We start from the raw sequence: 25,451 nt of genomic DNA, 5'->3' as shown, positions 1-25,451 counted from the left end.
TAGCGGGATTGATGGGTGTCATTGTAAAACTGTGTAAATGATTTAAAGCGTTGGGTAGTCGGTATACCCCACTTCATTTCCTCCATAAAAAGTTGCGCGGTTATACGGATTTAATGCGGCGCCCTGCTGAAATCTCTCAGCCAAATCTGGGTTAGCAATATAAAGTCGACCATAAGCCACCGCATCAGCCAGCCCTTCTTCCAATACTTTCTCGCCCATGGCTTGGTCATATCCACCGGCAGTAATAAATTTTCCTTCATAAACAGAGCGGAAGATTTCTGATGTAATTGGGGCCTCTTCAAATACCTGATCACCACCACCAGCACTCGTAGAGCGAGGTTCGATCATATGTACATATGCCAAGTTATAGCCGTTTAATTTTTTAATTACAGCAGTAAATAATGCAATAGGATCACTATCCGCCATATCATTAAAAGTGCCATATGGTGAAAGACGCACACCAACTTTGTCACTAGGAAATACTTTGCTTACAGCCTCAATAACTTGACCTAATAAACGCAAGCGATTCTCTATCGATCCACCGTATTCATCAGTACGCTGATTGGTCTTATCTTGCAAAAACTGATCCAGCAAATAACCATTGGCTGAGTGTATTTCAATGCCATCAAAACCTGCAGCTTTTGCATTTTGCGCCGCTGACTCAAACTCCTTTAACAAGCGAGCGATATCTTCTAAGCTCATTGCTTTCGGCGTTTCATAGTCATGCAATTTCCAGTCAGCCCCATAGGTTTGTCCTGCAGCAGGAATCGCTGAAGGTGCCTCAGGAACACCCTGCTCTGGATGCAGAGAAGAATGTGAGATACGCCCCACGTGCCATAACTGCGCCACGATACTGCCACCTTTTGCATGTACCGCTTCTACGATCTCTTTCCATGCCGCCGTCTGCTCTGCAGAATAAATACCTGGCGTTGCTGGATAACCTTTGCCTAGAGGAGAAATTTGCGTAGCTTCTGTAATGATCAGCCCAGCGCTTGCTCTCTGTGCGTAGTACGTCTTTGCTAACGGACTAGGTACATCACCTGTACCTGCACGCATTCTAGTGAGTGGCGCCATGACAAGCCGGTTTTTCAGTTTGATAGAACCGAGACTTACTGGAGTAAACATGATTTCTTTGCCTGACATTTGTCGCCCTTTAAGTAAGTAATAAACAAGATGGGAGACTGTAACAAGAAATGCTGGTTCTTGCTGAATCTAAAAATCCGTTAACTTACTTTACGCTGCGGCTCCAAATTGCTCCCGAATACAATTGGCTAAGGCATTGAATTCTTGAATATGCGCGGTAGATGATCGCGCAACCAAAGCAATAATTCTTTTAGGCGCTGGTGAGGCCAACTCTCTTGCTACCAATTCCGAGTTATTCAACAAGCTACTCTTCACTGCCATTCCAGGAAGCAAGGCAATTCCCAGTCCCGACTCCACCATTTGCAACAAAGTTAACAAACTGGTCGCCTCTAGACCTTCCGCTTTACGAATATCAGCGCGTTTGCAAGCTTGCAAACTATGCTCGCGCAAACAATGCCCTTCCTCTAGTAGCAAGAGTCGCTCAGCCATTTTGGCTGGCAAAGTCACTTCTTTTCCTTTTAGAGCTGGATCCCCTTCTTTTGCAACCAACCAAAAAGGATCATCGAATAGTTCCTGTACCAGCAATCCAGATACGTCATAAGGCAATGCAATCAAAGCAAAATCTAATTTGTGCTCAGCCAATCTTGAAAGCAAATTTGCAGTGAGGTCTTCTCTGAGTGTTACTTTGAGTTCTGGAAAGCGTTTACGAATTTCTGGCAAAACGGTTGGCAGTAGAAATGGTGCAATCGTTGGAATCACCCCCAAACGAATCGTCGCAGTCATTGGCTTGCCGGTCGCACCAGCATACTCAACCAAATCTTCTGATGCTGCCAATATCACTTTGGCACGCTCCAATACCTCAAGTCCAATAGGAGTAATCGAAACATTTTGACGATCACGCTCAACTAGATGTACCCCGAGAGCATCTTCTAATTCCTTTAATCCAGCACTTAAGGTGGATTGCCCAACAAAACAGACTTGGGCTGCCCGCGTGAAATTCAGTTCTTTTGCTAAGGCAACAAAGTACCCTAACTGCCTCAGAGACGGAAGATATGCCATATTTCCACCATTTATCGATTTATTGGATAAATACTATCATAATGATTCATTGGACTGATAATTAATTAAGGGGCACACTTCGATCATGGCTTTTCAATATGTATAAGCCTCCAATAGACAAAATCAAGATAAAAAGGAATCAAAATGGCACGCCCAGAAATCAAAACAATCCAGAACTTGGAATCTGCATTTGCAGGTGAATCCATGGCCCATATCAAATATCGTTACTTTGCCAAATTAGCGCGCGCGGCTGGTGATGAAGAAACCGCAAAGATTTTCGAGGCAACCGCAGAGCAAGAAGTCATGCATGCTTTTGGTCACTTGGATTTACTCTACCCCGCTAGCACTATTACGCCAACACGGGCCTTAGAGATCGCAATTGAGGGCGAAACCTATGAGTACACCGAAATGTACCCATCATTTCGTAAAACAGCAGCAGAGGAAGGCAATAGTGCAGCCATCAAAGAAATTGACGAACAAATTGCAGAATCTAAAGAACACGCCGAACAGTTTCAAGCAGTCTTAGCTAAAGCCGCCAAACGCTTCGCAGCCCTAGCAAATGTTGAAGAGCGCCATGCAAATCATTACAAACAGGCCCTAGAAAATGCAAAAGCTTTTGCAACTCAATGAGCCCAACTCGGAAACATTTAGCAAATAAATTTAAAATTCAATAATTAACAAAGGAATTAATATGAAAACTTGGCAATGTATCGTCTGTGGCTATATCTATGACGAAGCAAAGGGAATCCCAGAGGATGGCATCCCAGCAGGTACGGTGTGGGCTGATGTACCAGAAGATTGGGAGTGTCCAGACTGTGGCGTAGCAAAAGCTGATTTCGAGATGGTTCAGATTAGCTAATCTTTAGCATCAATTCACATACTTAATTTACTGCTACTTTGGAGAGCCCAGCTTTGGATCAAACTACCCCTCAATCCCAATCTGCAATTGTCATCATTGGCAGTGGCTTAGCTGGCTATACCGTCATCCGTGAAATCCGCAAGTTAGATAAAACCATTCCGATTACCTTGATAACGAGGGAACCTGGATATTTTTACTCCAAGCCGATGCTTTCTACTGCGCTTGCCGGAAAAAAAGAGGCTGCACAACTCATCTCCACTCCAGCTGATGGCATGGCAACCCAACTTGAGCTCACTATCTTGGCAGACTGCGATGTTAAAGCCATTAATACTGAAGCGCAGACCATCCTAACTAGCAAAGGTGAAGTGCCATATGGAAAACTAGTTCTAGCCTTGGGTGCAGATCAAATTCGCTTGCCACTACAAGGCAGCGCAGCTAATGAAGTCATCACCGTCAACGATCTTGAGGATTACGCTCGCTTTCGCAAACTCATTTCCGGGAAAAAGAAAGTTGCTATTCTTGGCGCTGGACTGATTGGCTGTGAATTCGCTAATGATCTTGCTTTAGGTGGTTATGAAGTAGAAGTAATTGACTTGGCTCCACAGCCCTTGGGTCGCCTCTTGCCTGCTGATGCAGCCCTAGAACTCCAAGATAAATTAAGCTCCGCAGGAGTTCGTTGGTACCTCTCTACAACCGTCAAATCAATTGACCGCGTTGGTGAGATGATGCAAGTGACACTAGAAAATGGTGATGCCATTTCTTGCGATGTATTTCTTTCAGCAGTGGGTCTTAAGCCAAGAATTGAATTAGCAAAAGCATCCAATATAAAAACCGATATTGGTATTCAAGTAAATCGAGAGCTTGCAACAAATATCAACCACATCTATGCACTCGGAGATTGCGCAGAGGTAGAAGGTTTAGTGCTGCCCTATGTTATGCCAATCATGCAAGCTGCTAGAGCATTGGCTCCAACTTTAATTGGTCAAACTACTACCCTTACTTATCCAGCTATGCCTGTTATGGTCAAAACTCCAGCTTTAGCTACCGTAGTTTCTCCGCCTGCCAAAGGTGCCGAAGGTCAATGGACTACCAATCCTATTGATGGAGGCTTGGAAGCTCGCTTTGAATCTCCAGATGGAAAGTTGTTAGGCTTTGCTTTAATGGGCGCAGCCACAGCACAGCGCGCTGCTTTGACTAAAGAATTGCCAGCGATCTTATCTTAAGAAAAAAGCCCGCATAGCGGGCCTTTTAACTGTAGAACTTGCAGTAATTAAGAAATAATTACAAACCAAGTAGTGTTATGTGACTGTGCCACCATCAAAAACAACATTGGCACAGAGAGTAATGTGTTTAAACGGGATGTCAACATAGCAACGCGTGCTGATTTCGCTTTTACATCAGCCTCAACAGCAACAATCCCAAGGGCGCGCTTTTGATTGGGCCAAATAATGAACCAAACATTAAATGCCATGATTAATGCAATCCACATACCCAATCCAATCGCACGAAATGGCGACTGCAATGTAAACGCTTGATGCAAGTAACCGCTTAAGCCAGCAACAATCAATCCAGTTAAAACAGTGAACAATGCAGCATAGCGGAACCAGAACAAAGCAGTCGGAGCAATTACTTTACCAATAGCTGGTTTTTGCTCATCTGGAATCTTTGGCATAGAAGGAATTTGCACAAAGTTAAAGTACCAAAGCAAGCCAATCCACATTACACCAAACATCACATGTAACCAACGGAAAATAAATGGCAGTTCTACAGAACTGAAGTTGCCACCCAAAGCAAGAATAATTAAAACTAGCAGAACAAAGCCCGCAAAAACGGTGCGCCCTAAAGAGGTCAAGATAGAGGCCATAAAATTTTCCTATTGTTAATTAAACAGATTAAGCAAAGTTTTGGCTAGCAAAATCCCAGTTAACGAGATTCCAAAAATTTTCCAAGTATTTTGGACGAGCATTACGAGTATCAATGTAATACGCATGCTCCCAAACATCGCAAGTCAATAAAGGCTTAGCGTCTGTTGTTAATGGGGTAGCAGCATTGCTAGTGGAAACTAAATCTAAAGTGCCATCTGCCTTTTTAACCAACCATGCCCAACCTGACCCAAAAGTACCCACAGCGCACTTTGTAAATTCTTCTTTGAACTTATCAAAAGAGCCCCACTTCGCATTAATAGCATCGGCTAAAGCACCAGTAGGTGCGCCACCGCCATTTGGCTTCATGCCCAACCAATAGAAAGTATGGTTCCAAACTTGTGCAGCATTATTAAAAATACCGCCAGTAGATTTCTTAACAATTTCTTCAAGAGTTGAATTTTCAAACTCGGTACCCTTGATGAGATTATTTAAATTAGTGACATAAGTCTGGTGATGTTTGCCATAGTGAAACTCCAATGTTTCTTTAGAGATGTAAGGAGCAAGAGCGTCAAGCGCATAAGGCAACTGAGGTAAGGTGTGTTCCATGTGTATTCCTTTTAATAACTTAAGCTAAAAAATATGGTTTGTTTTGCGATAACTATAGACTATTCTGGCTTTTTTGTTTGAGCGCACAAAAAAGCCGGTAAAGATCACTTACCGGCCTTAATTTGTTAGAGCTTGAGGGATTATTGAGCCGTCCAGCCGCCGTCCATATTCCAAGCCACGCCGCGCACTTCAGAGGCGTCAGGGCCACAAAGGAATACCGCTAAAGCAGCCAATTGCTCTGGGGTAACAAACTCTCCAGAAGGCTGCTTTTCTGAGACCAATGCAGTCTTAGCCGCTTCGTTTGATATACCTTCGCGCTCAGCACGAGCATCCACCTGTTTTTGGACTAGCGGAGTTAACACCCAACCAGGACAAATTGCATTGCAGGTAATTCCTGTGCGAGCATTTTCAAGAGCGGTAACTTTAGTCAAACCAACAATACCGTGCTTAGCAGCAACATAGGCAGCCTTTTGAGTGGATGCCACTAAACCATGTACCGAGGCGATATTAATAATGCGGCCCCAGTTACGCTTTTTCATTCCAGGCAATGCATGATGCGTCGTATGAAATGCGGAGCTAAGATTAATCGCAATAATCGCATCCCATTTATCAGTGGGAAATTCTTCAATATTTGCTGTGTACTGGATACCAGCATTGTTTACCAAGATATCGAGCGAGCCAAAACGTTTTTCAGTTTGTTTAATAAGATCTTCAATTTCAGCAGGCTTGCTCATATCCGCGCCGTGATAGTCGACCTCTACTCCACACGCTTTAATTTTTGCAATCGCTTCATCTTTTTCACCAAAGCCATTAACCATAATATTGACCCCTTGCTTTGCCAATGCAATGGCCATTCCCAAACCAATACCACTAGTGGATCCTGTAACTAGTGCAGTTTTACCTTTTAATGTGGACATATCTTTTACCGTATTAAGTTAACTAAAGGGCTTTATGGAAGCTCAAACCCTAAGGCTCGATGTTACAGGATGAGCTGAGCCACCCCTAATGCTTATGCACTAAGGGTGACCTAGACTATGAAAAAACTAGATTTTCTTAAGAGCGCGCAAAATCTTTTCACAGGTAATTGGCTGATCAAAGACAGTTGCTTTAAATGGGGCTAAAGCATCATTGATCGCATTTTGTACCGCACCAGGAGCCCCTGCGGTACCAGCCTCACCTGCACCCTTGGCGCCCAATTTAGAAGATTGGGTTGGGGTCTCAACGTGAGCTACTTCGATATCTGGCATCTCATTTGCCATCGGCACCAAATAATCAGCCATGCTGCCATTACGGAGTAAACCACTTTCGTCATATAAGCATTCTTCAAATAAGACGCCACCAATGCCTTGCACAATTGCGCCACGCACTTGCTCATTGACTAACATTGGGTTGATGACTCGTCCACAGTCTTCTACCGCCCAATGCTTGAGTAGCTTTACAAAGCCTGTGTCAGGATCAACCTCTACATAAGAAGCCTGTACACCGTTGGTAAAAATGAATGGATATTCTTTTTGAGTGTAATGACGAGTCACCATCAGATCAGCTGAAAAACCAGGTGGCAAAGTATCTGTCCGGAAATAACCAATCCTTCCTACCTCACTAAATGGCAATAACTGCTCTCCAGTAGCTTTATCTAAAATCTGTCCACGACGCGCTATAAGCCCCTCAACTGGGCGATTTAATATTGCGCCTGCGAGTTTAATAATGTTTTCTTGTAGGGCCTGTGAAGCTAGGAGAACTGCTTCGCCACCAACGCCTGCGCCTCGGGATGCCCATGTTCCACCACCATAAGGAGTGACATCGGTATCACCGGTCACAACTCGTACTTGATCAATAGAAACTCCGACTGCATCAGCAGCAATCTGAGTGTAGATACCTTCAGTGCCTTGACCCTGCTCTCCAACACCAACCAACACTGAAATCACACCACTCGGATCCATGCGAACAGTAGCGCCATCCTGAGAGGCGATGCGTGCACCACCAACTCCATAAAAAGCTGGACTAGGGTTGGTTAACTCAATTAAGGTAGCAAAACCAATGCCACGATAAATACCTTGTTTACGTAACTCTGCCTGCTCTTTTCGCAAAGCAGGATAGTCCATCATTTTTTCAATGGTTCTTAAACATTGCTCATGCGATAACACTTCCAACTTAATGCCAGATATTCCAGAACAAGGATAGGCGTCGTCGGGAATGACATTGCGCTTACGAAACTCTAAAGGATCCATCTCTAATTTTTGCGCAGCCAAATCAACTAAGCCCTCTGTCACCGCACAGGCAATGGGGTGTCCAACCCCTCGATACTGACAGGTAGGGGTCTTATTCTGAAAAACGACATTTAAATGCGCGCGGTAATTTTGGTGCTTATAGGGACCGCCAACTAAATTCACGACTTGATTGCCTTCAATTGCACTAGTTCTTGGGAACATGGAATATGGGCCAATAGCAGTCAAGTCATCAATCTCAAAAGCCAAGATATCGCCATCCTTATTGGCGGCAATACGACCTTTAATGCGATGCTCACGTGCATGGATATCGCTGGTAAATGATTCCAAACGGTCTGCCACAAACTTCACAGGACGCTCAAGCATCATCGCAAGGCCAACGGTTGCAAAGTCATCAGGATAGGCGTGTACTTTAATACCGAATGAGCCACCCACATCCTTGCAAATGACGTGCACATCCGATTCTGATAATCCGAATTGACGGCAATATAAATCTTGCATCATGTGCGGTGCTTGTTGCGAGTGATATACCGTCAAACGACGATCGCCAGGGTTGTAATCCGCAATCTGGCAACGTGGCTCTAGCGTTACTCCAGTGTGACGTCCAAATCCAAAAGTGGCTTCCGCTACAACATCGGCAGTCGCAAATACCTCATCCACCTTGCCCACATCTAAAGAACGTGTAAAACATAAATTGTCGCCAAGTTCTGGATGAATGACCGGTGTATCTGCATCTAAAGCCGTTTCCATTGAAACTACGGCGGGTAATTCTTCCCACTCCACATCCACATGTTGCAAGGCATCCTCTGCTTGCGCTCTAGTTTCAGCCACTACCGCTACAACTGGCTCTCCCTGCCAGCAAGCTCGATCGATTGCCAAGGCATGCTGAGGTGCCGACTTCATACCTGCTAAGTGCCCCAAGGTGGCAACCCATGGCTTACAAATCTTAGCCATTTGCACGCCATCGACAACCGCGAGCACGCCGGGCATCTTGCTTGCCTGCTCTGTATGAATTTTGCCAATCTTCATATGTGCTACGGGGGAACGCCAGAACACTACATGAGCCATACGCGGCAATTGAATGTCGTCAATGTATGTGCCTTGCCCTTCAAGCAGTCGACGAGCGCCGTGTCTTGGCTCGCTATATCCGATATAACGCTGATCGCTTGTTATCGGATCAAGCACCATTCCCTTTAAATCACTTGGCTTATTCATAATATGATTTCCTTCACACCTTAAGCGTGAGCAACGACTGGTTTATTAGTTTGACCTTTTGCGCGAGTATCTAACACAGCAACAATCGCATCGACAATCGAGTGATAACCAGTGCAACGGCAATAGTTTCCAGAAATCCATTCGCGTACTTGCTCACGGGTAGCCTTGGGCTGCTTTTCGATCAACTCAGCTGCCGCCAACAACATACCTGACGAACAGAAACCGCACTGCATGGCGTTATGTCGCAGAAAAGATTCTTGAAGATCAGCTAACACGCCATTTTTGGTAAGTCCTTCAACTGTTTCGACCACCTTTCCATTAGCCTGAACAGCCAAAAATAGACAACCGCGGATGATTTGACCATCCACCTTGACGGTACAAGCGCCACATGCTCCTTGCTCACAACCTAAGTGCGGCCCTTTTAAATGGAGATCTTCACGCAAAAAATCTACCAGATGTTTACGCGACTCAATCTCCGCATTCACAAGTTGGCCATTTACGGTCATTGAAATTTTTTTCTTCAAACTCATACTGATCTCCGAATTTCTCGAATGATGTTTTATTGATTGCGACTTAAGCAACCATCTGCTTGAGTCCACGCTCAAGCAATACACCGATTAAATGTTGCTTGGCTTCTGCGCTATTAGTGATGTCAGCTATTGCTTCAATCTCATCCCGCGCTGTCGCTACGGCTTTGGCAATTAATTCATCATTTAACTTTTGACCATTGACCAGATCTTGAGCCTTGGTTGCCATCACAGGTGTAGCGCCAATTGAAAAGAACGTAAATGCGCAATGATTGAGCACGTCGTCCTGCTTTTGCGCCACGGCCGCTAAGCCAGCAACCGCATAGTCGCCATGACGTCTAGCCAGTTCATGGAAATAGAAAACTTCTTGTTTATTAGCAAGCGGGATCTCGGTAGCCACCAGAATTTCATCTGGCTCAAGAGAGGTTGTGTACAGATCAATAAAAAAATCTTTTGCAGAAATTCTGCGCTCACCCGCAGGGCCATGAATGATCATAGTTGCTTGTAAAGTCAGACTGCAAGCAGGCCATTCAGCGGCGGGGTCTCCGTATGCCAAAGATCCACCCCAGGTTCCTAGATTACGAATAGCGCGATGGGCAATGTGAGGAGCAGCTGCTTTTAACAGTGGTGCATGCTTTGCCACCAACTCTGAATCCTCAATTTCAGTATGAGTTACCAACGCCCCAATACGCAATTGATCGCCTACTACCGTGATGCCTTGGAGCTCTTTTAAATCAGTAATGTCGATTAGCACACTCGGTTCAGATAAACGCATATTTAAAGTTGCCAACAGAGTTTGTCCACCGGCAATTAAGCGCGCATCATCACCCCCCTGCTCAAGCAAAGACAAAGCCTCCTGCAAAACCTTCGGCTTCACATAATCAAATGCTGCTGATTTCATTACGTCTCCTCCACCACTAAAATATTCAGCTTTTTAGCTTTTTATTTTTTGCACTACACGTACTACAACTGCATTAATGCAACTACTTTTTATAGTTATGTTTTATAGCTCTATGACTATTTTTATTTACTGCCAGCGTCTGACTCCAACGCTATCGTCTCCCCGCCTAATTCTTTTGCAAATTGCTGAAAAAAATCATCTGCAATTTTTTTAGCTGATGCGCTAATCAAGCGCCCGCCAATTTGCCCCAATTTCCCGCCAATTGAAGCTTCGGTCGTATAACAAACCAAAGTACCTCCTTCGGACTGCTTTAACTCAACCCGAGATTTGCCTTTAGCAAATCCAGCAGCACCCCCCGACCCCTCAAATGCCATAGAACAAGACTGATCAGGAATGATGTCGCTTAGGAGCAATTTCCCAGCAAATCGGGCTCTTACTGGACCAATCTTGAACATAACCTTGGCATGAACCTCTTCTGGGGAGATGCGACTGATCTCTTCGCAGCCCGGAATAGACTTGGCCAGCACGTCAATATCGTTCAAACCCCTCCATACCTCAGGGATTGGAGCGGATATGAGTTGCTCGCCATTTAATTCCATTTGATCTCCTTGGGGTTTGTACGAATAGAGTCTTATCTACCAATTGTTCAACAATGTACCATTATTTAACTTTTGGTCAATAAGTCCAAATTCGGATAAACCCTGAGAAGACATGCGTTTTACTGAAGATCACGTTTCCAGCTCAAATAATGCTGAAATTTCAGCAGAATTGACGCCGCCCACCAAAAGAAGAATGGGCACCGCAGAGCGTAAACGCCAAATATTGGATAGCGCCATTCAGTTCTTCGCCAGAAATGGAATTGATGGACAACTCAGAAATTTATCCAAAGAATTAGGCGTCACCCATACCCTTCTCTATCACTACTTCCCAACCAAAGACGCTTTGATTCAAGAAGTTTATAAAGAGGTTTTTGAGTCGAGATGGAAACCAGAGTGGGAGGCACTATTGGATGATGAGTCTCTGACGCCTGAAGAAAAATTCAATGCCTTCTATTTGGACTACTCCAATACCGTTTTAACTTATGACTTTGTGCGAATCTTGATTTTCTCAGGCTTAAGCGATCACACCATTAGTGATCGATTCTTTGAGCTATTGCGTTCACGCTTGTTACCTAGACTCATTCGCGAAACGCGCAAGTATTGCGGAAGACCAAACAATTCCAAACCCACCCAGCGTGAACTTGAATTCCTCATGGGCTTACATGGCGGTATTTTTTATATCGGTATGAGAAGGTGGATCTATGGACAAGCAATCTACGCAGTCGAGAGCACTAATACAGAACAAGAAATTATTCGCGATCGCGTGCAGTCTTATCTTCATTCCGCAAAATTACTATTTGCTTAATCCAAAAGGTCATCATGTCTAACCTAAGCCTAAATCACTTCTCTATTCGCAGTCTTGAGATCGAAAAGACAACTGAATTTTTTAGCAAAATTCTTGGCTTAACAGTTGGCCCAAGGCCTGAGTTCCCCTTTCCTGGTGTTTGGCTATATAACGGAGATGAGAGCAGTTGGGCTAATGCGGTTTTACATCTCATCGCCATTGATAAAAACGATCCAAGTGGCCTTAAGAAATACTTAGGTGATCGAGACCCAAGTTCCCTGCATGGATCTGGCGCAGTTGATCACATCGCTTTTTTTGCCACTGGACTTGAAGAAAAAATTGCACTCTTGAAGAAATTAAACATCCCATATCGCGAGCGCACGGTGCCAGTGCTAAAACTGCACCAGATTTTTTTAGATGATCCAAACGGCGTAGTGATTGAACTTAATTACCCCGCAGAAGAAAAAGCAGCATTAGATGCTAAGGCGGCATAGGAACTACTAATGGCAAAAATTCTAGTGGTGGGCGGATCTCTTGGCGGCTTGTTCGCGGCAAATATGTTGCTGCGTCAGGGTCATGACGTTACTCTTCTAGAAAAGACCATTGGATCCATGGATGGTCGCGGTGCCGGTATCGTGACGCATGATTCATTGACTGAAGCACTACGCGCCTCTGGAGTTACCGTTGACCACACACTCGGTGTGCCTGTTACCAAAAGGGTGACGTTAGGCGCAGATGGCAAAAGCCTTGGTGAAATGGAATTCCCTCAGGTACTCACCTCCTGGAGCCGTCTCTATCACATGCTCAAAGAGAGTTTTCCAAATGAGCGTTATCTGCAAGGTAAGGCAGTAAAAACAGTCGCTCAAGATGCTAAAAAAGTACAAGTGCTATGCGAAGATGGCAGTCAATTTGAGGCCGAACTCCTGATTGCATCTGACGGGATTCGTTCAGCAGTAAGGGCTCAAATTGCGCCACAGATTCAGCCTGAGTATGCCGGTTACATAGCATGGCGTGGCGTATGTGATGAAGCCTGCTTATCGAATTTCACGCTAGATACTTTATTTAACTATTTTGGCTTTTGCTTGCCTAATGGCGAGCAAATGCTGGGCTATCCCGTAGCGGGTTCTGGTAACGACACTCGCCCTGGCAAGCGTCGTTACAACTTTGTTTGGTACAGACCTGCGTCAGAACAAGAAGAGCTAGTTAATCTACTCACAGATAACGATGGGCATTACTACCCGACAGGGATTCCGCCACTAAAGGTATCTTGGAAAAATATTTCTCATATGCGCAAAGTGGCACAAGACATTTTGGCACCTCAATACGCAGAGATACTAGAAAAAACTGCCGCTCCATTTTTTCAAGCTATTTACGATGTTCGTTCTGAAGAAATTGTATTTAACAGAATCGCATTAATGGGTGATGCCGCTTTTGTAGGTAGACCCCACGTAGGAATGGGTGTCACCAAAGCTGGGGACGAGGCAATGTCCATTACACGACACATAGCTAAGCTCGGCGCCACTCCAGAAGCCTTAAGTGCATACGGAAATGAGCGACTCAAACTCGGACAGCAGGTGGTCGCGAGAGCCCAATATTTGGGGCGCTATATGCAAGCACAGGGTAGCAAAGGTACTCGGGATTCTGAGAATCTCAAAAGAAATGCCAATACTGTGATGGCGGAGACAGCAATTGATCTGACTGATCTATTGGCACAAGGAAAAGCAGTACCTGAATCCGCGCATTAAAAAGCGCATTCAGTTAAGATTTAGAAAAACTAAAAGCACGATTATTTAACAAGGTTTTATATGGAGGAGACAACCATGAAACAAAAAGTAACGAATCAAACTAGACGTCAGATGTTAATTGGTGGAGCAGCAGTAGCAAGTACCCCACTTTGGTTAAATGTTGCAAACGCTCAAGCTGATACCATCAAGATTGGTTTTCCAACTCCATTAACCGGCCCATTTTCTGCCGAAGCACAAGATCAGGTGAAGGCTGCTGAATTGGCCATTAAAGAGTTCAATGATGCTGGCGGCTTCAATGGACGCAAAGCTGAGCTTTTAGTTCGTGACGACAAGCTCAATCCAGGCGAAGCGGCTACCCGCACTTTAGAGTTAATCGAAAAAGATAAGGTGAACTTCGTTGTAGGCTCACTTTCTGCCGCAACACAACTCTCGATCAATGCGGTTTGCAAAGAAAGAAAAGTGTTGTTCAACTCCATCAGTCAGTCTGATGCAATTAACGAAGCGAAAGACTGGAGTGTTTACACATTCCATGAAGCATTAAACCCAACAATGACTGCTGGTGCTGTAGCTCGTTACTCTATTCCACGTTTTGGCAAAAAAATTGTCTTCCTCACAGCTGATTACGCCTACGGCCATGAAATGGTGCGCGCTTTTGAACGTGCCGGCAAAGAAATGGGCGCAACCACTCTAGCTGATATCCGCCATCCATTGGGCGCATCTGATTATTCCGCTTTCCTGCCACGCATTAAGGCGTTGAACCCAGATATTTTGGTACTTTGCAACTTTGGTCGTGATTTGGTGAATGCAGCAAAACAATGCACTGACTTCGGCCTTAAATCGAGCATGAAGATCGTGACACCTGTACTTCTGTATACCTCACGTCTTGCAGGCGGCCCTGAGGCATTCGAAGGCATCATCGGTGGCACATCATATTACTGGGGTCTTGAAGATCGCATTCCAACTGCGAAAGCTTTTAACGATGCATTCCGCAAAATGTATAACGGCTCAGTTCCATCAGATTACGGTGCATTAGGCTATGCAGGCGTCAAGAGCGTATTAGCCTCAATCAAGATTGCTAAATCAACTGAAACCATGAAGGTGGTTACAGCGATGGAAAATCTGAAGTATGACTGGTACAAGGGTCCTGAATACTATCGCAAATGTGACCATCAAGCAGTACAGACCGTCATCATTGTTGAGTCTAAATCCAAGAATATGAAAGATAAGTATGACGTCTTCAATATTTTGACGATTGAACCCACTACTGAGAAAAACATGCGCACTTGCGCTGAGCTAGGACATAAAGCCTAATCCAAAAATTTCAGGGTGAATACTCATTCACCCTGATTCACAACCCCGCACAATGAAGTGAGGGGTAGTTTTTCTGAGTAAATATATGACCGGTCTTTCATTTGAACTTCTTTGCATGCAACTACTTACGGGCATCGCCTTAGGTAGTATTTATGCGCTTCTTGCGCTTGGCCTATGTCTCATTTTTGGCATGCTCAATGTGGTGAACTTTGCACATGGCGCTTTCTTTATGGTGGGCGCTTTCTTGGGTGTGTACTTCTTGGGAATCACTGGAAACTTTTGGTTTAGCCTAGTTCTCACACCATTACTTACTGGTGCTATTGGATTAGTAACTGAGCGCTTCCTAGTGAGACCGCTCTATGGGCGCGGACTGGACTACCCGCTACTACTAACCTTTGGCCTCTCTTATGTTCTGATTGAAGCAATGCGAATTACCTTTGGTATAGAAGGTCTACCTTCAGTTACTCCAGAAGGTTTGGGTGGAACAGTCAATGTGGGAATTGGATACTTTCCAAAATATCGACTCTTTTTAATCGTAGCCACCGCAGTCATCATTTTTGGAGTGTGGTTTTTTATTCAGAAAACACGCTACGGTTTAATTATCAAAGCTGGCGCAGCAGATCAAGAAATTGTGAAGGTATTGGGCGTCGATATCGCCAAAGTCTGGTTATTAGTTTTTGGCTTAGGTTGTGCAATCGCCGGTCTCTCCGGAATTCTTGCTTCGCCGACTCGATCTGTTAACCCAGAAATGGGCATCCCTATTTTGGCGGAATCCTTTGTGGTCACCGTCGTTGGCGGCATGGGTTCACCTGCAGGCGCGGTAGTAGCGGGCTTACTTGTTGGTGTGGTTTACAGCATGACTTCGCTCTTCTTTCCAGATTTAGCCGAACTATCTATTTTTGTCTTGATGGCGGTGGTGTTATTAATTCGTCCGCAAGGTTTATTTGGTAAAGCAGGAGCGATGGGCTAAGGCTCCGTATATTTATGAATTCATTTTTTCAACTCGTAGCACGCCATAGGGTACTAGCTAGCACCCTATTTCTAGCCATATTTCCATTCATCATGCCTTATGAGGCACTGGCAATCAATATTTTGATATTTGGTTTATTCGCCATGGGCTTCAACTTGTTATTTGGCTATATGGGTCTCTTATCCTTTGGCCATGCAGCCTTTCTTGGCATTGGGAGCTATCTCACTGGCATTGGCATTGTTCATTATGGGATGCCTTGGGGCGTAGCTATATTGGTTGGCATTATTGGTGCAGCGATAGGCGGACTGATCATGGGCTATCTTGCTATTCGTACTCGTGGCATCTACTTCTCAATGGTGACATTAGCGCTTGGTCAAATTGTGTACTACATCTTCTACAAAGCGGAGAGTCTGACTGGTGGTGAAAATGGTTTACGCGGCGTCAGAGTTGATGAGTTCAAGATTCTGGGTATTCCTGTTGACTTCTTAAACCCACTCGTTAAGTACTACGTAATACTCTTCTTTGTAGTCATTGCGATTTGGCTCATCTCTCGCATTTTGAGTTCACCTCTAGGTGCAGTAATGGAAGCGATTCGCGAAAACGAAAAGCGTGCTGCTGCCTGCGGGTTTGATGTTGCTCGCACCAAACTGTTGGTATTTGTTTTATCAGCAGCTATTTGTGGATTGGCTGGCTCATTGCGCGCCCTGCACCTTTCTATTGTGCCGATTGATTCCTTGCATTATTTGCAGTCTGGACAAGCGGTCATGATGAGCATCTTGGGTGGTATGGGAACCTTCTTTGGTCCCTTTATTGGAGCAGCGGTCATGCTCTATTTGGAGGATGTCGTAACCACCTTTACAAAACACTGGATGGCCGTTGTTGGCATAGTTTTCATGTTCTTTGTGCTGTTCTTCCCTAAAGGCATTTGGGGCACCATTCTGAGCAAGCTACAAATTAATCAGGATTCCAAATAATGAATAGCGCAACCATCACCCCCATTCTTGAGGCGCGCAACGTTAGCAAGAGCTTTGGTAAGTTCAAGGCCCTGCAAAATGTCTCCACTAGTTTTATGCCTGGAACACTGACTGCCATCATTGGACCCAATGGCGCCGGCAAGAGCACATTCTTCAATGTCTTAAGCGGCGCTTTTCCTCCTACAAGCGGTCAAATATTATTTAACGGCAAAGATATTACTGGAATGCAGCAACATGAATTTGCACGCATTGGAATCTCTAAAAGCTTTCAGATCACCAATGTCTTTAAGCAATTAAGTGTTCATGAAAACGTGCGTGTAGCCGCTCAAATGGAAACGGCGCGCTATAACTTTTTACGGAATGCACAAAGCTATCCGAAACCCATTGAGATTGCCGATGAATTACTTCATCGAGTAAATCTTGAGCATTTGCGGAATAAAAAGACGGGTGATTTGGCTCACGGTCAACAGCGCGCACTTGAGATCGCTATGGCGCTTGCCTGCAATCCAAGCCTACTATTATTAGATGAGCCTACCGCAGGGATGTCTCCAGAAGAAACATTAGTCATGATGGAGCTCATTCGCACTCTCGCAAGTGAGCGTACTGTCATTCTAGTTGAACATAAGATGAAGCTGATCATGGGGCTTTGTAAGCGCATCATTGTTCTTCATCATGGCGAGTTCCTCGCAGAAGGCACTCCAGAAGAAATCCAAAATAATGCCGAGGTACGTCGCGTGTACCTAGGTCAAGGTTAAAGAGAAGGCCAAACATGTTGCGTGTTGAAAACTTAAATGCCTGGTATGACCGCAGTCACGTCTTGCAAGGTATCTCGCTTCAAGTAAACAAAGGAGAAATTGTGACCTTAATGGGTCGCAATGGTGCCGGTAAAACTACCACCCTGCGCTCCTTGATGGGCCTTTTATCTAAGCGCCAAGGCACGGCGGCAATTGATGGCACTTCATTCCTAGACTTGCCTGCTCATGAACGCTTTCATTTGGGGTTGGCATATGTTCCAGAGGATCGTCGAATCGTTCCTGGACTCACCGTCAAAGAAAACCTTGAATTAGGAGTTATCGCCCAAAAAAATAAGGGCGATATGAGTGCATTAGTCGATGAAATTGCCGAAACTTTTCCAAGACTGAAAGAGCGCCTCCATCAAGACGGCACCTCGATGTCAGGTGGTGAACAACAAATGCTGGCAATTGCCAGAGCAATGATTGGTAAGCCCAAAGTAATTCTGCTTGATGAACCATCTGAAGGCATCATGCCGGTTTTAGTTGAAGAAATGTTTGAGTTATTTGCCAAGCTAAAACAGCAAGGCTTAACTATTCTTTTGGTGGAGCAGAATGTCCAACAAGCGCTAAAGATTTCTGACCGCGCCTACATCCTAGATCAGGGTGAGATCGTATTTCATGACACTGCTCAGAACCTTTTAAACAATGACGAGATTCAGCAAAAGTATTGTGCCGTTTAAAAATTGGATTTTTGATTTAGATAATGTGAAGCCAGTGACCTAATTGGTGCCAAAAGCTTTCTGGGACCAAAGTAAGAAGCCATGTCAGCGTAATAAAACGCAATAACTTACCAATAAACATATAAATAAGACATGGCTGCCATGGTAGCTTTAACCATCCCGCCGCAAGACACAAGGGATCACCCAGACCAGGCAGCCACGATAGCAACAGTAATTTTGGCCCCCAATTCCCGAGCCAGCGCTTAAGACGACTATTGCGAGGCTCATCCATCAACTTGAATCTATTGCGCGCCAATACTCCCAGCCACCAATCCAGCATACCGCCCAATGTATTGCCAACTGTAGCAACGGCAATGGCAACCCAAAATAAGTGTGGATTTAGAGTGATATAGCCAAACAAAATAGGCTCGGATCCAGCTGGTATTAATGTTGCAGAAATAAAGGAGCTTATAAATACTGCTGGCAGCCCTACTACAGGCATTTCAAACCATGCAAAAAAACTCTCGAACAGGTGGTCCATTAAGCAATGCCTTTTACAGGGATGGCATAGAAGCGAATTTCTGTCGGTCTCATAGAGTCTATTTTGCCCTGTTTTACTTAATCTCCTGGATTTTCAAATCTTGCTTAAACTAATGCTTAAATCAGAAGAAACATCATAAAACCTATAAATTGAGACACCAATGAATCAACCTATTCCTAAGCCCGATCAATTTCAAGAAATGCGCGAGGCATTGCGGGATCTTTGTGGCACTTTTGACTCAGCCTATTGGCAAAAGATTGATCATGACAGGACTTATCCAGAAGCCTTTGTGGAAGCGATGACTAAGGCTGGTTGGTTAGCCGCTTTGATTCCAGAGGAATTTGGGGGCTCGGGACTAGGTCTTGCTGAAGCATCCGTAATCATGGAAGAGATCAATCTCTCGGGTGGCAATTCAGGTTCGTGTCATGGACAAATGTACAACATGGGCACACTATTGCGCCATGGTTCTGATGCGCAAAAGAGAATGTATCTCCCTAAAATTGCTTCGGGCGAATTGCGTCTTCAAAGCATGGCGGTCACTGAACCCACCACTGGAACAGACACCACTAAACTGAAAACTACCGCAGTTAAACAAGGCGACAAATACATTGTTAATGGTCAGAAAGTGTGGATCTCCCGCATTCAACACTCAGATCTGATGATTCTGCTAGCTCGAACTACCCCCATCAATGAAGTACAGAGAAAATCAGAAGGTATGTCGATTTTTATCGTGAATCTTGCTGATGCAATTGGTAAAGGCATGGAAGTGCGCCCCATTGCAAATATGGTGAACCACGAAACCAACGAAGTCTTCTTTGATAATCTAGAAATTCCCGCTGAAAACCTTATTGGTACTGAGGGTCAGGGATTTAAATATATTCTCGATGGACTCAATGCAGAGCGCGTCTTAATTGCAGCCGAGTGCATTGGGGATGCCTACTGGTTTATTGATCACGCTCGTCGGTACGCAAATGATCGGGTAGTTTTTGATCGGCCGATTGGCAAAAATCAAGGTATTCAATTTCCGATAGCGGATAGTTATATCGAGACTGAGGCTGCTAATCTGATGCGCTTTAAAGCTTGCGAGCTATTTGATGCACATCAACCCTGCGGGCCAGAGGCAAATATGGCCAAGTATCTTGCAGCCAAAGCATCTTGGGAAGCAGCTAATGTGTGTTTACAAACCCATGGTGGCTTTGGTTTTGCTAATGAGTATGACGTTGAACGCAAGTTTAGAGAAACACGCCTCTATCAAGTTGCACCAATTTCAACCAACTTGATCTACTCCTATATTGCCGAGCATGTGCTTGGCCTTCCTAGATCTTTCTAACGGGATATCAACATGAGCATCCGTCCCTTAGATGGCATCACAGTAGTTGCACTCGAGCACGTCATTGCCGCTCCATTTTGCACTCGGCAATTAGCTGACCTAGGTGCACGCATTATCAAAATTGAGCGCCCAGGTGGCGGAGACTTTGCCAGAGGCTATGACACCCAAGTTGCAGGTCTGTCATCTCACTTTGTTTGGGTAAATCGCTCTAAAGAAAGTTTGACGCTAGACCTCAAACAAGAGTCTGCGATGGCGGTATTGAAAAGTTTATTAAAAACTGCCGATGTCTTTATTCAGAACTTGGCGCCTGGCGCAGCCACTCGTATGGGCCTCGGTCCAGAAGTTTTGCAAAAAGAGAATCCTAGTCTAATTACCTGCGCCATCTCAGGCTACGGAAATGACGGACCCTATCGAGATAAAAAAGCATATGACCTTCTAATCCAAAGTGAAGCAGGCTTTCTTTCAATTACTGGAACCCCAGAAACGCCCAGCAAGGCTGGTAACTCGATCGCTGACATCGCCGCAGGCATGTATGCCTATACCAATATCCTGGCAGCATTACTACAAAGAGGAAAAACTGGAAAAGGCTCTGTCATAGATATTTCTATGCTTGAAGCCCTGAGCGAATGGATGAGCTTTCCCATGTATTACGCCTATGATGGCGCAGATCCGCCACCACGCAATGGAGCGTCACATGCGACTATCTACCCCTATGGACCTTTCAAGGCTGGTGACGGCAAAACTGTCATGCTTGGACTGCAAAATGAACGTGAGTGGGTGCAGTTTTGCGAGACCGTATTAGAAAATACCGCCCTTGCGCAAGATGAACGCTTTGATCGCAACTTTAAGCGCAATGAAAAACGTGCTGAGTTATTAGAAATCATCAATGCCTGCTTTAGCAAACTGACTTCAGAACAATTAATCGCCAGACTGGAGAAGGCTCAAATCGCGAATGCTCATTTGAATGATATGGAAGGGTTATGGAAGCATGAGCAACTAAAAGCCCGTGAGCGCTGGACTGAAGTGGGAACTCCAAATGGACCCATACCCGCATTGTTGCCACCCGGATTAAATGACAGCTATGAATACCGTATGGATGCAATCCCCGCAGTTGGAGAGCACACAGACTCCATCCTCAAAGAACTGGGAATTGCAGAGTCCGAGATTGCAGAAATGCGGGCTAGTGGAGCAATTTAAAGCAGGGGTGAAGTGAGGTGTGCAGCATTTTCAAGATATCGCTGCCAAGTAGGTCTTTTTGCCCATGCTTTTGGATCTACATAATCTGATTGCGCTAGATAGGAGTCAATCAACTTCTCTAGTTTTGCGCAGAAATCCACGTTATACACAATTAGACTAATTTCAAAATTCAGACGCAAGCTTCGTTGGTCAAAATTTACCGAACCAAAGATAGCAATGCGCTTGTCGATTAATAGACTCTTGGTGTGCAAAAGACCACCATGAAACTCGGCAATCGCAACGCCCGCATTCAATAGATCCTCGTAGAAACTTTTACTACTCCAAGCAACTAAAGTTGAATCGTTCAACTTAGGAACGATTAGCGTTACCTTAACCCCCCTCCCCGCGGCCGCCATCAGGGCCTGAATTAACCCATCATCAGGACCAAAGTAAGGCGTGGTTATAGTCAGCTCCTCATTCGCATCCATAATGGCGGAGAGTAAAACTTGATACAGAATATCGTCACGATAAACAGGTCCAGAGGAAAACTCTTGGGCTATAGCACCTCCCTCATGTGGTGCTACTGGAGGCTCACGATCATTGAAGTTGTGAATTTTTGGATTATCGACACTCCAGTCAAAAGCAAAGGTTAATTCAAACTGAGACGCTACTGGCCCTTCAATCCGCACCATAGCATCAACCCACTCACCCACTCCAGAATCTTGCTTGAAGGTGCGCGGATCTACTAAATTCATACTACCAGTCCAAACAATCGCATTATCAATCACAAAGATTTTTCGGTGAAGGCGCAAATCTGCACGGCGAAATTGAAAGCGCCCAAACTGTATAGGCAATGCCTCAGTTACTTGAATTCCAGCATTACGAAACTTGCTGGGCCACTGAGATTTAAACCAATCTTTACTACCCAATGAGTCAAGCAAAACGCGGCATGCTATCCCCCTCTTCGCAGCTGCTATAAGTGCCTCACATACCCGATCAGCATCACCTCCCAAAGCCCATATATAGAACTCTAAGTGCAAGCTTTTTTTGGCCTGATTAATCTCATCGATAAAATTTTGGAGGATCTTAAGAGAATTGGTGTGTAGTTCAATCTTATTTCCAGCTACAACTGGTGAGCCATTTTTTGATTCAGCCAAAAGACTGAGAGCCCTTCCTTCAACAGGTAGCTTCTGTCGATCAGCAGCAAATTGCTGACGCATCATCTCGGTGAGCTTTTCGTACTCACGGTTCATATGAATAATTTTTCGAGTGAGCTTTCTTCCGACCGGGCGCTCGCCAATCAAAATATATAAAGCGATACCAAGCAAAGGGAGTAATATGACGATCAAAAACCAGGCAAATGCCACGCCAACAGGTCTTCTAACTGAAATTAAATGTAAGCCGAACAAAAAGATAATGAGGACATGAACAATCGGAACCCAAATTAATGAAAATCCGAAAACCGATCCGAAAATAAACGCTAAGATATTCATACAAGTTCCAATTCAGCAGTTATGCCAAGATGATCTGAAAGTTTTAGCCATTCATGCAAAATATTTGCAGAATGAATCTTGAGTCCACGCACATAAATCCTATCCATAGGTAATAATGGCTTGATACTAGGGAATGTCTTTGCTGGCGAACCAGTCAATACCTCAAAGACCTCCTCGAAGCCTGCTGCTCTCATGGGTGCACTTACTCGATTGCGCCAATCATTAAAGTCACCCGCCACGATAGTGGGTCCCTCTTGCGTCAATGCCTGAATATGTCTAATGATAGCTTCCAACTGTCGCTCGCGGCCACGCTCAAACAGCGCCAAATGCACACAAAAACAATGGATTGGTTTATCTATACCCTCTAGATAAGTCACGCTATGTAACAGCCCACGCCCCTCAAATCGATAAGCAGAGATATCGTAGTTGTTGCCTTTTTGCTGGGGATGCTTAGAGAGAATGGCATTCCCATGATGTCCATCGCGATACTCGACATTTTTTCCGTAGTGCCAATCACGCCAAAAATCCTCTGACAGAAAGTGAGTGAGCTCAGTCAAAGGCCATTGAGAAAAACGCTTTGCCCTACCTCGATGTTCCTGTTGCAACTCTTGCAAAAAAAGTAGATCTGGATAGTGACTACGCATTTTTTGGCGTAACTGGTAGATCGTTGAATGCCGATGTAAAGGTGACATCCCTTTATGTAGATTCATACTCAGAACCGTGAAGCGAGCTGACTTCGCAGAACTCATTAAAACTGTCCTGCAGCACGTTGGCGCCGAACTCGCGCTAAATAGATCTCGCCCTCAACCAAATCTTGGCACTGCATACATTTATTACAGATAGAGGCTTGCTCACGCAACTCATCAATAGATTCCACGGGATGGGAATCTAGATATTCACGCAAATCCACATCGAAAACCTCATTACAGAGACAAACGACTTCAGCCATAGATTGAAAATAGGGTAATTAATCTCATTACTGCCATTTTGCCACCGCCTTGATAGAATCGAGCGCATGTTAAAAGCCTTTCAAGACGCCATTGCCCTGCTCGCCCATTTAGATGCCGGTGTTTTAGGCATCGTATTTATCTCCCTGCAGGTAAGTCTTACAGCCCTTCTGATCGGAACTTTTCTTGGCCTACCTATAGGCGCCCTCTTGGCTACTGAGCAATTTATAGGGAAAAAGACGATTATTGTGACACTCAATACCCTCATGGGAGTACCCACTGTGATTGTTGGGGTCTTGGTTTACCTGATGTTATCTCGCTCAGGACCGTTAGGAGCATGGGGTTGGCTTTTTACGCCGAAGGGCATGATCGTGGCTCAGACATTGCTTACAACCCCTTTAATCGCCGCCCTTAGCAGGCAAATTCTGGAAGACTCCTGGAAAATCCATCGCGATTCATTTATGAGTCTCCGACTACCACCACTTTCGCGTTTTAAGTGGTTGATTTGGGACTGCCGCTTCTCGTTAACGATAGCGGTCCTAGCTGGTTTAGCCAGAGCAATATCAGAAGTTGGCGCAGTCATGATTGTTGGCGGAAACATAGACCATTCCACTAGGACAATGACAACCGCAATTGCTTTGGAGACTAGCAAAGGAGATCTACCTTTAGCGCTTGCACTCGGAATTGTATTGCTAACAATTGTTCTGTTAGCGAATCTATTCACCTTTGCAGTCCGTCAAATTGCGGAGCGTCGCTATGGTTAATGCTGTTGAGAATTTCGACAAGTTCATCGAACTGAAAGACGTCATCGTCAAGAGCAATGGAAGGGTCATTCTCAATATCCCACATGCGATTATCCCCGCAGACAGAATCACAGCCTGTATTGGTCCAAACGGCGCCGGCAAAACCACACTTCTTAAACTCTTAGATGGACTTATCAAACCGGATAGCGGAACAGTAAGCTTTCTTTTTAAAACCAAGACAGCATTAGTACTTCATCACACGCCAATGATTAAGGCATCGGCAATATGCAATATCGCTATGGTTCGAGATGCAGATAAATCCATTCAACAATCCGATGTCATTAAAGTTATTGAACAAGTAGGATTGAATAAGCTGACTGACAGTCCTGCTCACAAATTATCAGCAGGTGAGCGACAAAAACTTTGCCTTGCTAGAGCTATTCTCCAAAAACCAAATTTGGTATTGCTAGATGAGCCTACTGCCAATCTTGATCCCAATACCACCGAGCAAGTTGAAGAACTCATTCGACAATTCGCCCAGCAAGGTGCAAATGTGATCTTCTCATCCCATCAACTTGCGCAAGTACAACGAATTGCGGAGTACATTATTTTTATCGATCAAGGCGAGATAAAAGAAAAAGGACCCGTAGGTCCTTTCTTTACCGATCCCCAAACGCAGGCAGCTAGACGCTACCTACATCAAGAATTACTTGTCGACTAATTACTTGGCAGCTGCAGGTGCCGCTGGAGCCGCAGGGGCTGCTGGTGCTGCCGCAGGAACGGCTGTAGCCGCTACTGGTGGAACAAAAGGCGGCGGCGCTACACAAGGAGCTGGAGCAGGTGTTCCAGCAACCTTAAATCGGTCAGCTACACGATTTTGTGCTTGACACAATTGATATGCTCCAACCTTATCGCCATAAGCAGTTTTAGCTTTAGCCAAATTGGCAGCCTCTTGCGCTTCAGGGGATAGCGGTGGCAATGCCGCCATCACTAAAGTTGCATTAAATGTGCAGAGTGCAAAAGCAATGATTTTTTTCATGGCTTT

Annotated in this window: 29 protein-coding genes; 15 read left to right on the top strand and 14 right to left on the bottom strand. The window is 44.9% G+C overall.

Translation table 11 applies throughout. The features are described from left to right. Nucleotides 1-42: 42 nt before the first annotated feature. Together FD973_RS03320 and FD973_RS03315 are read right to left on the bottom strand one after the other, a co-directional pair. Nucleotides 43-1,143 carry an alkene reductase gene (locus FD973_RS03320; RefSeq protein ID WP_215324215.1) on the bottom strand — a complete coding sequence of 367 codons (1,101 nt, stop codon included), beginning with the start codon at nt 1,141-1,143 and terminating at the stop codon, nt 43-45. 90 nt (nt 1,144-1,233) lie between these two features. Beyond that, a complete protein-coding gene (locus FD973_RS03315) occupies nt 1,234-2,142 on the bottom strand; it encodes a hydrogen peroxide-inducible genes activator (protein ID WP_215324214.1) in 909 nt (302 codons plus the stop codon). A gap of 144 nt (nt 2,143-2,286) precedes the next feature. On the opposite strand from FD973_RS03315, the gene FD973_RS03310 reads away from it, so the two are divergent. The 3 genes from FD973_RS03310 (at nt 2,287) to FD973_RS03300 (ending at nt 4,224) form a co-directional block, all read left to right on the top strand. Continuing rightward, nucleotides 2,287-2,772, top strand: coding sequence for a rubrerythrin family protein (locus FD973_RS03310; RefSeq protein WP_215324213.1), 486 nt, complete (start codon nt 2,287-2,289; stop codon nt 2,770-2,772). 61 nt (nt 2,773-2,833) lie between these two features. After that, a complete protein-coding gene (locus tag FD973_RS03305) occupies nt 2,834-3,001 on the top strand; it encodes a rubredoxin (protein WP_251368823.1) in 168 nt (55 codons plus the stop codon). Nucleotides 3,002-3,054: 53 nt separating this feature from the next. After that, the gene (locus FD973_RS03300) at nt 3,055-4,224 is read left to right on the top strand and encodes an NAD(P)/FAD-dependent oxidoreductase (RefSeq protein ID WP_215324212.1); all 1,170 of its coding nucleotides are present in this window, start codon (nt 3,055-3,057) and stop codon (nt 4,222-4,224) included. Between the two features lie 47 nt (nt 4,225-4,271). Here the strand turns inward: FD973_RS03300 and FD973_RS03295 are convergent, their stop codons facing one another. The 7 genes from FD973_RS03295 to FD973_RS03265 form a co-directional block, all read right to left on the bottom strand. After that, nucleotides 4,272-4,865, bottom strand: a complete 594-nt coding sequence (locus FD973_RS03295; RefSeq protein WP_215324211.1) for a urate hydroxylase PuuD — start codon at nt 4,863-4,865, stop codon at nt 4,272-4,274. Between the two features lie 28 nt (nt 4,866-4,893). Further along, nucleotides 4,894-5,472, bottom strand: coding sequence for a superoxide dismutase (gene sodB, locus FD973_RS03290; protein WP_215324210.1), 579 nt, complete (start codon nt 5,470-5,472; stop codon nt 4,894-4,896). Between the two features lie 140 nt (nt 5,473-5,612). Then, nucleotides 5,613-6,389, bottom strand: coding sequence for a 3-hydroxybutyrate dehydrogenase (locus FD973_RS03285; RefSeq protein WP_215324209.1), 777 nt, complete (start codon nt 6,387-6,389; stop codon nt 5,613-5,615). Nucleotides 6,390-6,515: 126 nt separating this feature from the next. After that, entirely contained in the window at nt 6,516-8,912 is a 2,397-nt protein-coding gene (locus tag FD973_RS03280) for a xanthine dehydrogenase family protein molybdopterin-binding subunit (protein WP_215324208.1), read from the bottom strand. A gap of 20 nt (nt 8,913-8,932) precedes the next feature. After that, nucleotides 8,933-9,442 (bottom strand): (2Fe-2S)-binding protein, encoded by a 510-nt coding sequence (locus FD973_RS03275; protein WP_215324207.1) that lies wholly within the window; start codon nt 9,440-9,442, stop codon nt 8,933-8,935. Nucleotides 9,443-9,485: 43 nt separating this feature from the next. Beyond that, nucleotides 9,486-10,340: a xanthine dehydrogenase family protein subunit M gene (locus FD973_RS03270; RefSeq protein ID WP_215324206.1), complete on the bottom strand. Its 855-nt coding sequence runs from the start codon at nt 10,338-10,340 to the stop codon at nt 9,486-9,488. A 122-nt stretch (nt 10,341-10,462) separates the two neighbouring features. Next, the gene (locus tag FD973_RS03265; protein ID WP_215324205.1) at nt 10,463-10,939 is read right to left on the bottom strand and encodes a CoxG family protein; all 477 of its coding nucleotides are present in this window, start codon (nt 10,937-10,939) and stop codon (nt 10,463-10,465) included. A gap of 112 nt (nt 10,940-11,051) precedes the next feature. Between FD973_RS03265 and FD973_RS03260 the strand changes: the two genes are divergently transcribed. The 8 genes from FD973_RS03260 (at nt 11,052) to FD973_RS03225 (ending at nt 18,197) form a co-directional block, all read left to right on the top strand. Further along, nucleotides 11,052-11,744 (top strand): TetR/AcrR family transcriptional regulator, encoded by a 693-nt coding sequence (locus tag FD973_RS03260; RefSeq protein WP_215324204.1) that lies wholly within the window; start codon nt 11,052-11,054, stop codon nt 11,742-11,744. Nucleotides 11,745-11,758: 14 nt separating this feature from the next. Then, a complete protein-coding gene (locus tag FD973_RS03255) occupies nt 11,759-12,217 on the top strand; it encodes a glyoxalase (protein ID WP_215324203.1) in 459 nt (152 codons plus the stop codon). 9 nt (nt 12,218-12,226) lie between these two features. Continuing rightward, on the top strand, nt 12,227-13,468 hold the full coding sequence (locus FD973_RS03250) for an FAD binding domain-containing protein (protein WP_215324202.1): 1,242 nt from the start codon (nt 12,227-12,229) through the stop codon (nt 13,466-13,468). 75 nt (nt 13,469-13,543) lie between these two features. Then, nucleotides 13,544-14,779 (top strand): ABC transporter substrate-binding protein, encoded by a 1,236-nt coding sequence (locus FD973_RS03245; RefSeq protein WP_251368822.1) that lies wholly within the window; start codon nt 13,544-13,546, stop codon nt 14,777-14,779. 115 nt (nt 14,780-14,894) lie between these two features. Continuing rightward, a complete protein-coding gene (locus FD973_RS03240) occupies nt 14,895-15,749 on the top strand; it encodes a branched-chain amino acid ABC transporter permease (RefSeq protein WP_251368821.1) in 855 nt (284 codons plus the stop codon). Nucleotides 15,750-15,763: 14 nt separating this feature from the next. After that, nucleotides 15,764-16,723: a branched-chain amino acid ABC transporter permease gene (locus FD973_RS03235; RefSeq protein ID WP_215324200.1), complete on the top strand. Its 960-nt coding sequence runs from the start codon at nt 15,764-15,766 to the stop codon at nt 16,721-16,723. Continuing rightward, nucleotides 16,723-17,478: an ABC transporter ATP-binding protein gene (locus tag FD973_RS03230; RefSeq protein ID WP_215324199.1), complete on the top strand. Its 756-nt coding sequence runs from the start codon at nt 16,723-16,725 to the stop codon at nt 17,476-17,478. The genes FD973_RS03235 and FD973_RS03230 overlap by 1 nt, the downstream gene beginning before the upstream one ends. 14 nt (nt 17,479-17,492) lie before the next feature. Next, nucleotides 17,493-18,197 (top strand): ABC transporter ATP-binding protein, encoded by a 705-nt coding sequence (locus FD973_RS03225; RefSeq protein ID WP_215324198.1) that lies wholly within the window; start codon nt 17,493-17,495, stop codon nt 18,195-18,197. Between the two features lie 16 nt (nt 18,198-18,213). Here the strand turns inward: FD973_RS03225 and FD973_RS03220 are convergent, their stop codons facing one another. Then, nucleotides 18,214-18,717: a YqaA family protein gene (locus FD973_RS03220; RefSeq protein ID WP_215324197.1), complete on the bottom strand. Its 504-nt coding sequence runs from the start codon at nt 18,715-18,717 to the stop codon at nt 18,214-18,216. A 160-nt stretch (nt 18,718-18,877) separates the two neighbouring features. Between FD973_RS03220 and FD973_RS03215 the strand changes: the two genes are divergently transcribed. Together FD973_RS03215 and FD973_RS03210 are read left to right on the top strand one after the other, a co-directional pair. Continuing rightward, a complete protein-coding gene (locus FD973_RS03215) occupies nt 18,878-20,047 on the top strand; it encodes an acyl-CoA dehydrogenase family protein (protein WP_215324196.1) in 1,170 nt (389 codons plus the stop codon). A gap of 12 nt (nt 20,048-20,059) precedes the next feature. Then, complete coding sequence (locus FD973_RS03210; RefSeq protein ID WP_215324195.1) at nt 20,060-21,244, top strand: CaiB/BaiF CoA-transferase family protein; 1,185 nt, start codon at nt 20,060-20,062, stop codon at nt 21,242-21,244. On the opposite strand, the gene cls is transcribed toward FD973_RS03210, so the two are convergent. From cls to FD973_RS03195, 3 genes are read right to left on the bottom strand one after another with little or no spacing between them, the layout of a single operon-like run. Further along, entirely contained in the window at nt 21,241-22,716 is a 1,476-nt protein-coding gene (gene cls / locus FD973_RS03205; protein WP_215324194.1) for a cardiolipin synthase, read from the bottom strand. The genes FD973_RS03210 and cls overlap by 4 nt on opposite strands. Further along, entirely contained in the window at nt 22,713-23,465 is a 753-nt protein-coding gene (locus FD973_RS03200; RefSeq protein ID WP_215324193.1) for an endonuclease/exonuclease/phosphatase family protein, read from the bottom strand. Before FD973_RS03200 ends, cls begins: the two co-directional genes overlap by 4 nt. Then, complete coding sequence (locus tag FD973_RS03195; RefSeq protein ID WP_215324192.1) at nt 23,465-23,665, bottom strand: hypothetical protein; 201 nt, start codon at nt 23,663-23,665, stop codon at nt 23,465-23,467. The genes FD973_RS03200 and FD973_RS03195 overlap by 1 nt, the downstream gene beginning before the upstream one ends. Nucleotides 23,666-23,731: 66 nt before the next feature. On the opposite strand from FD973_RS03195, the gene FD973_RS03190 reads away from it, so the two are divergent. Next, nucleotides 23,732-24,427, top strand: coding sequence for an ABC transporter permease (locus FD973_RS03190; RefSeq protein ID WP_215324191.1), 696 nt, complete (start codon nt 23,732-23,734; stop codon nt 24,425-24,427). Further along, on the top strand, nt 24,420-25,127 hold the full coding sequence (locus FD973_RS03185; protein ID WP_215324190.1) for an ATP-binding cassette domain-containing protein: 708 nt from the start codon (nt 24,420-24,422) through the stop codon (nt 25,125-25,127). The genes FD973_RS03190 and FD973_RS03185 overlap by 8 nt, the downstream gene beginning before the upstream one ends. Here FD973_RS03185 and FD973_RS03180 read toward each other — a convergent pair whose 3' ends face one another. Continuing rightward, complete coding sequence (locus tag FD973_RS03180) at nt 25,128-25,445, bottom strand: hypothetical protein (protein WP_215324189.1); 318 nt, start codon at nt 25,443-25,445, stop codon at nt 25,128-25,130. Nucleotides 25,446-25,451 lie beyond the last annotated feature (6 nt).

Origin of the sequence: Polynucleobacter sp. MWH-Braz-FAM2G, from assembly GCF_018687635.1 — a bacterium.
Classification (GTDB): domain Bacteria; phylum Pseudomonadota; class Gammaproteobacteria; order Burkholderiales; family Burkholderiaceae; genus Polynucleobacter.
The sequence above is the reverse complement of the archived record's forward strand: the minus strand, read 5'-3'. Positions and strand labels throughout refer to the sequence as shown.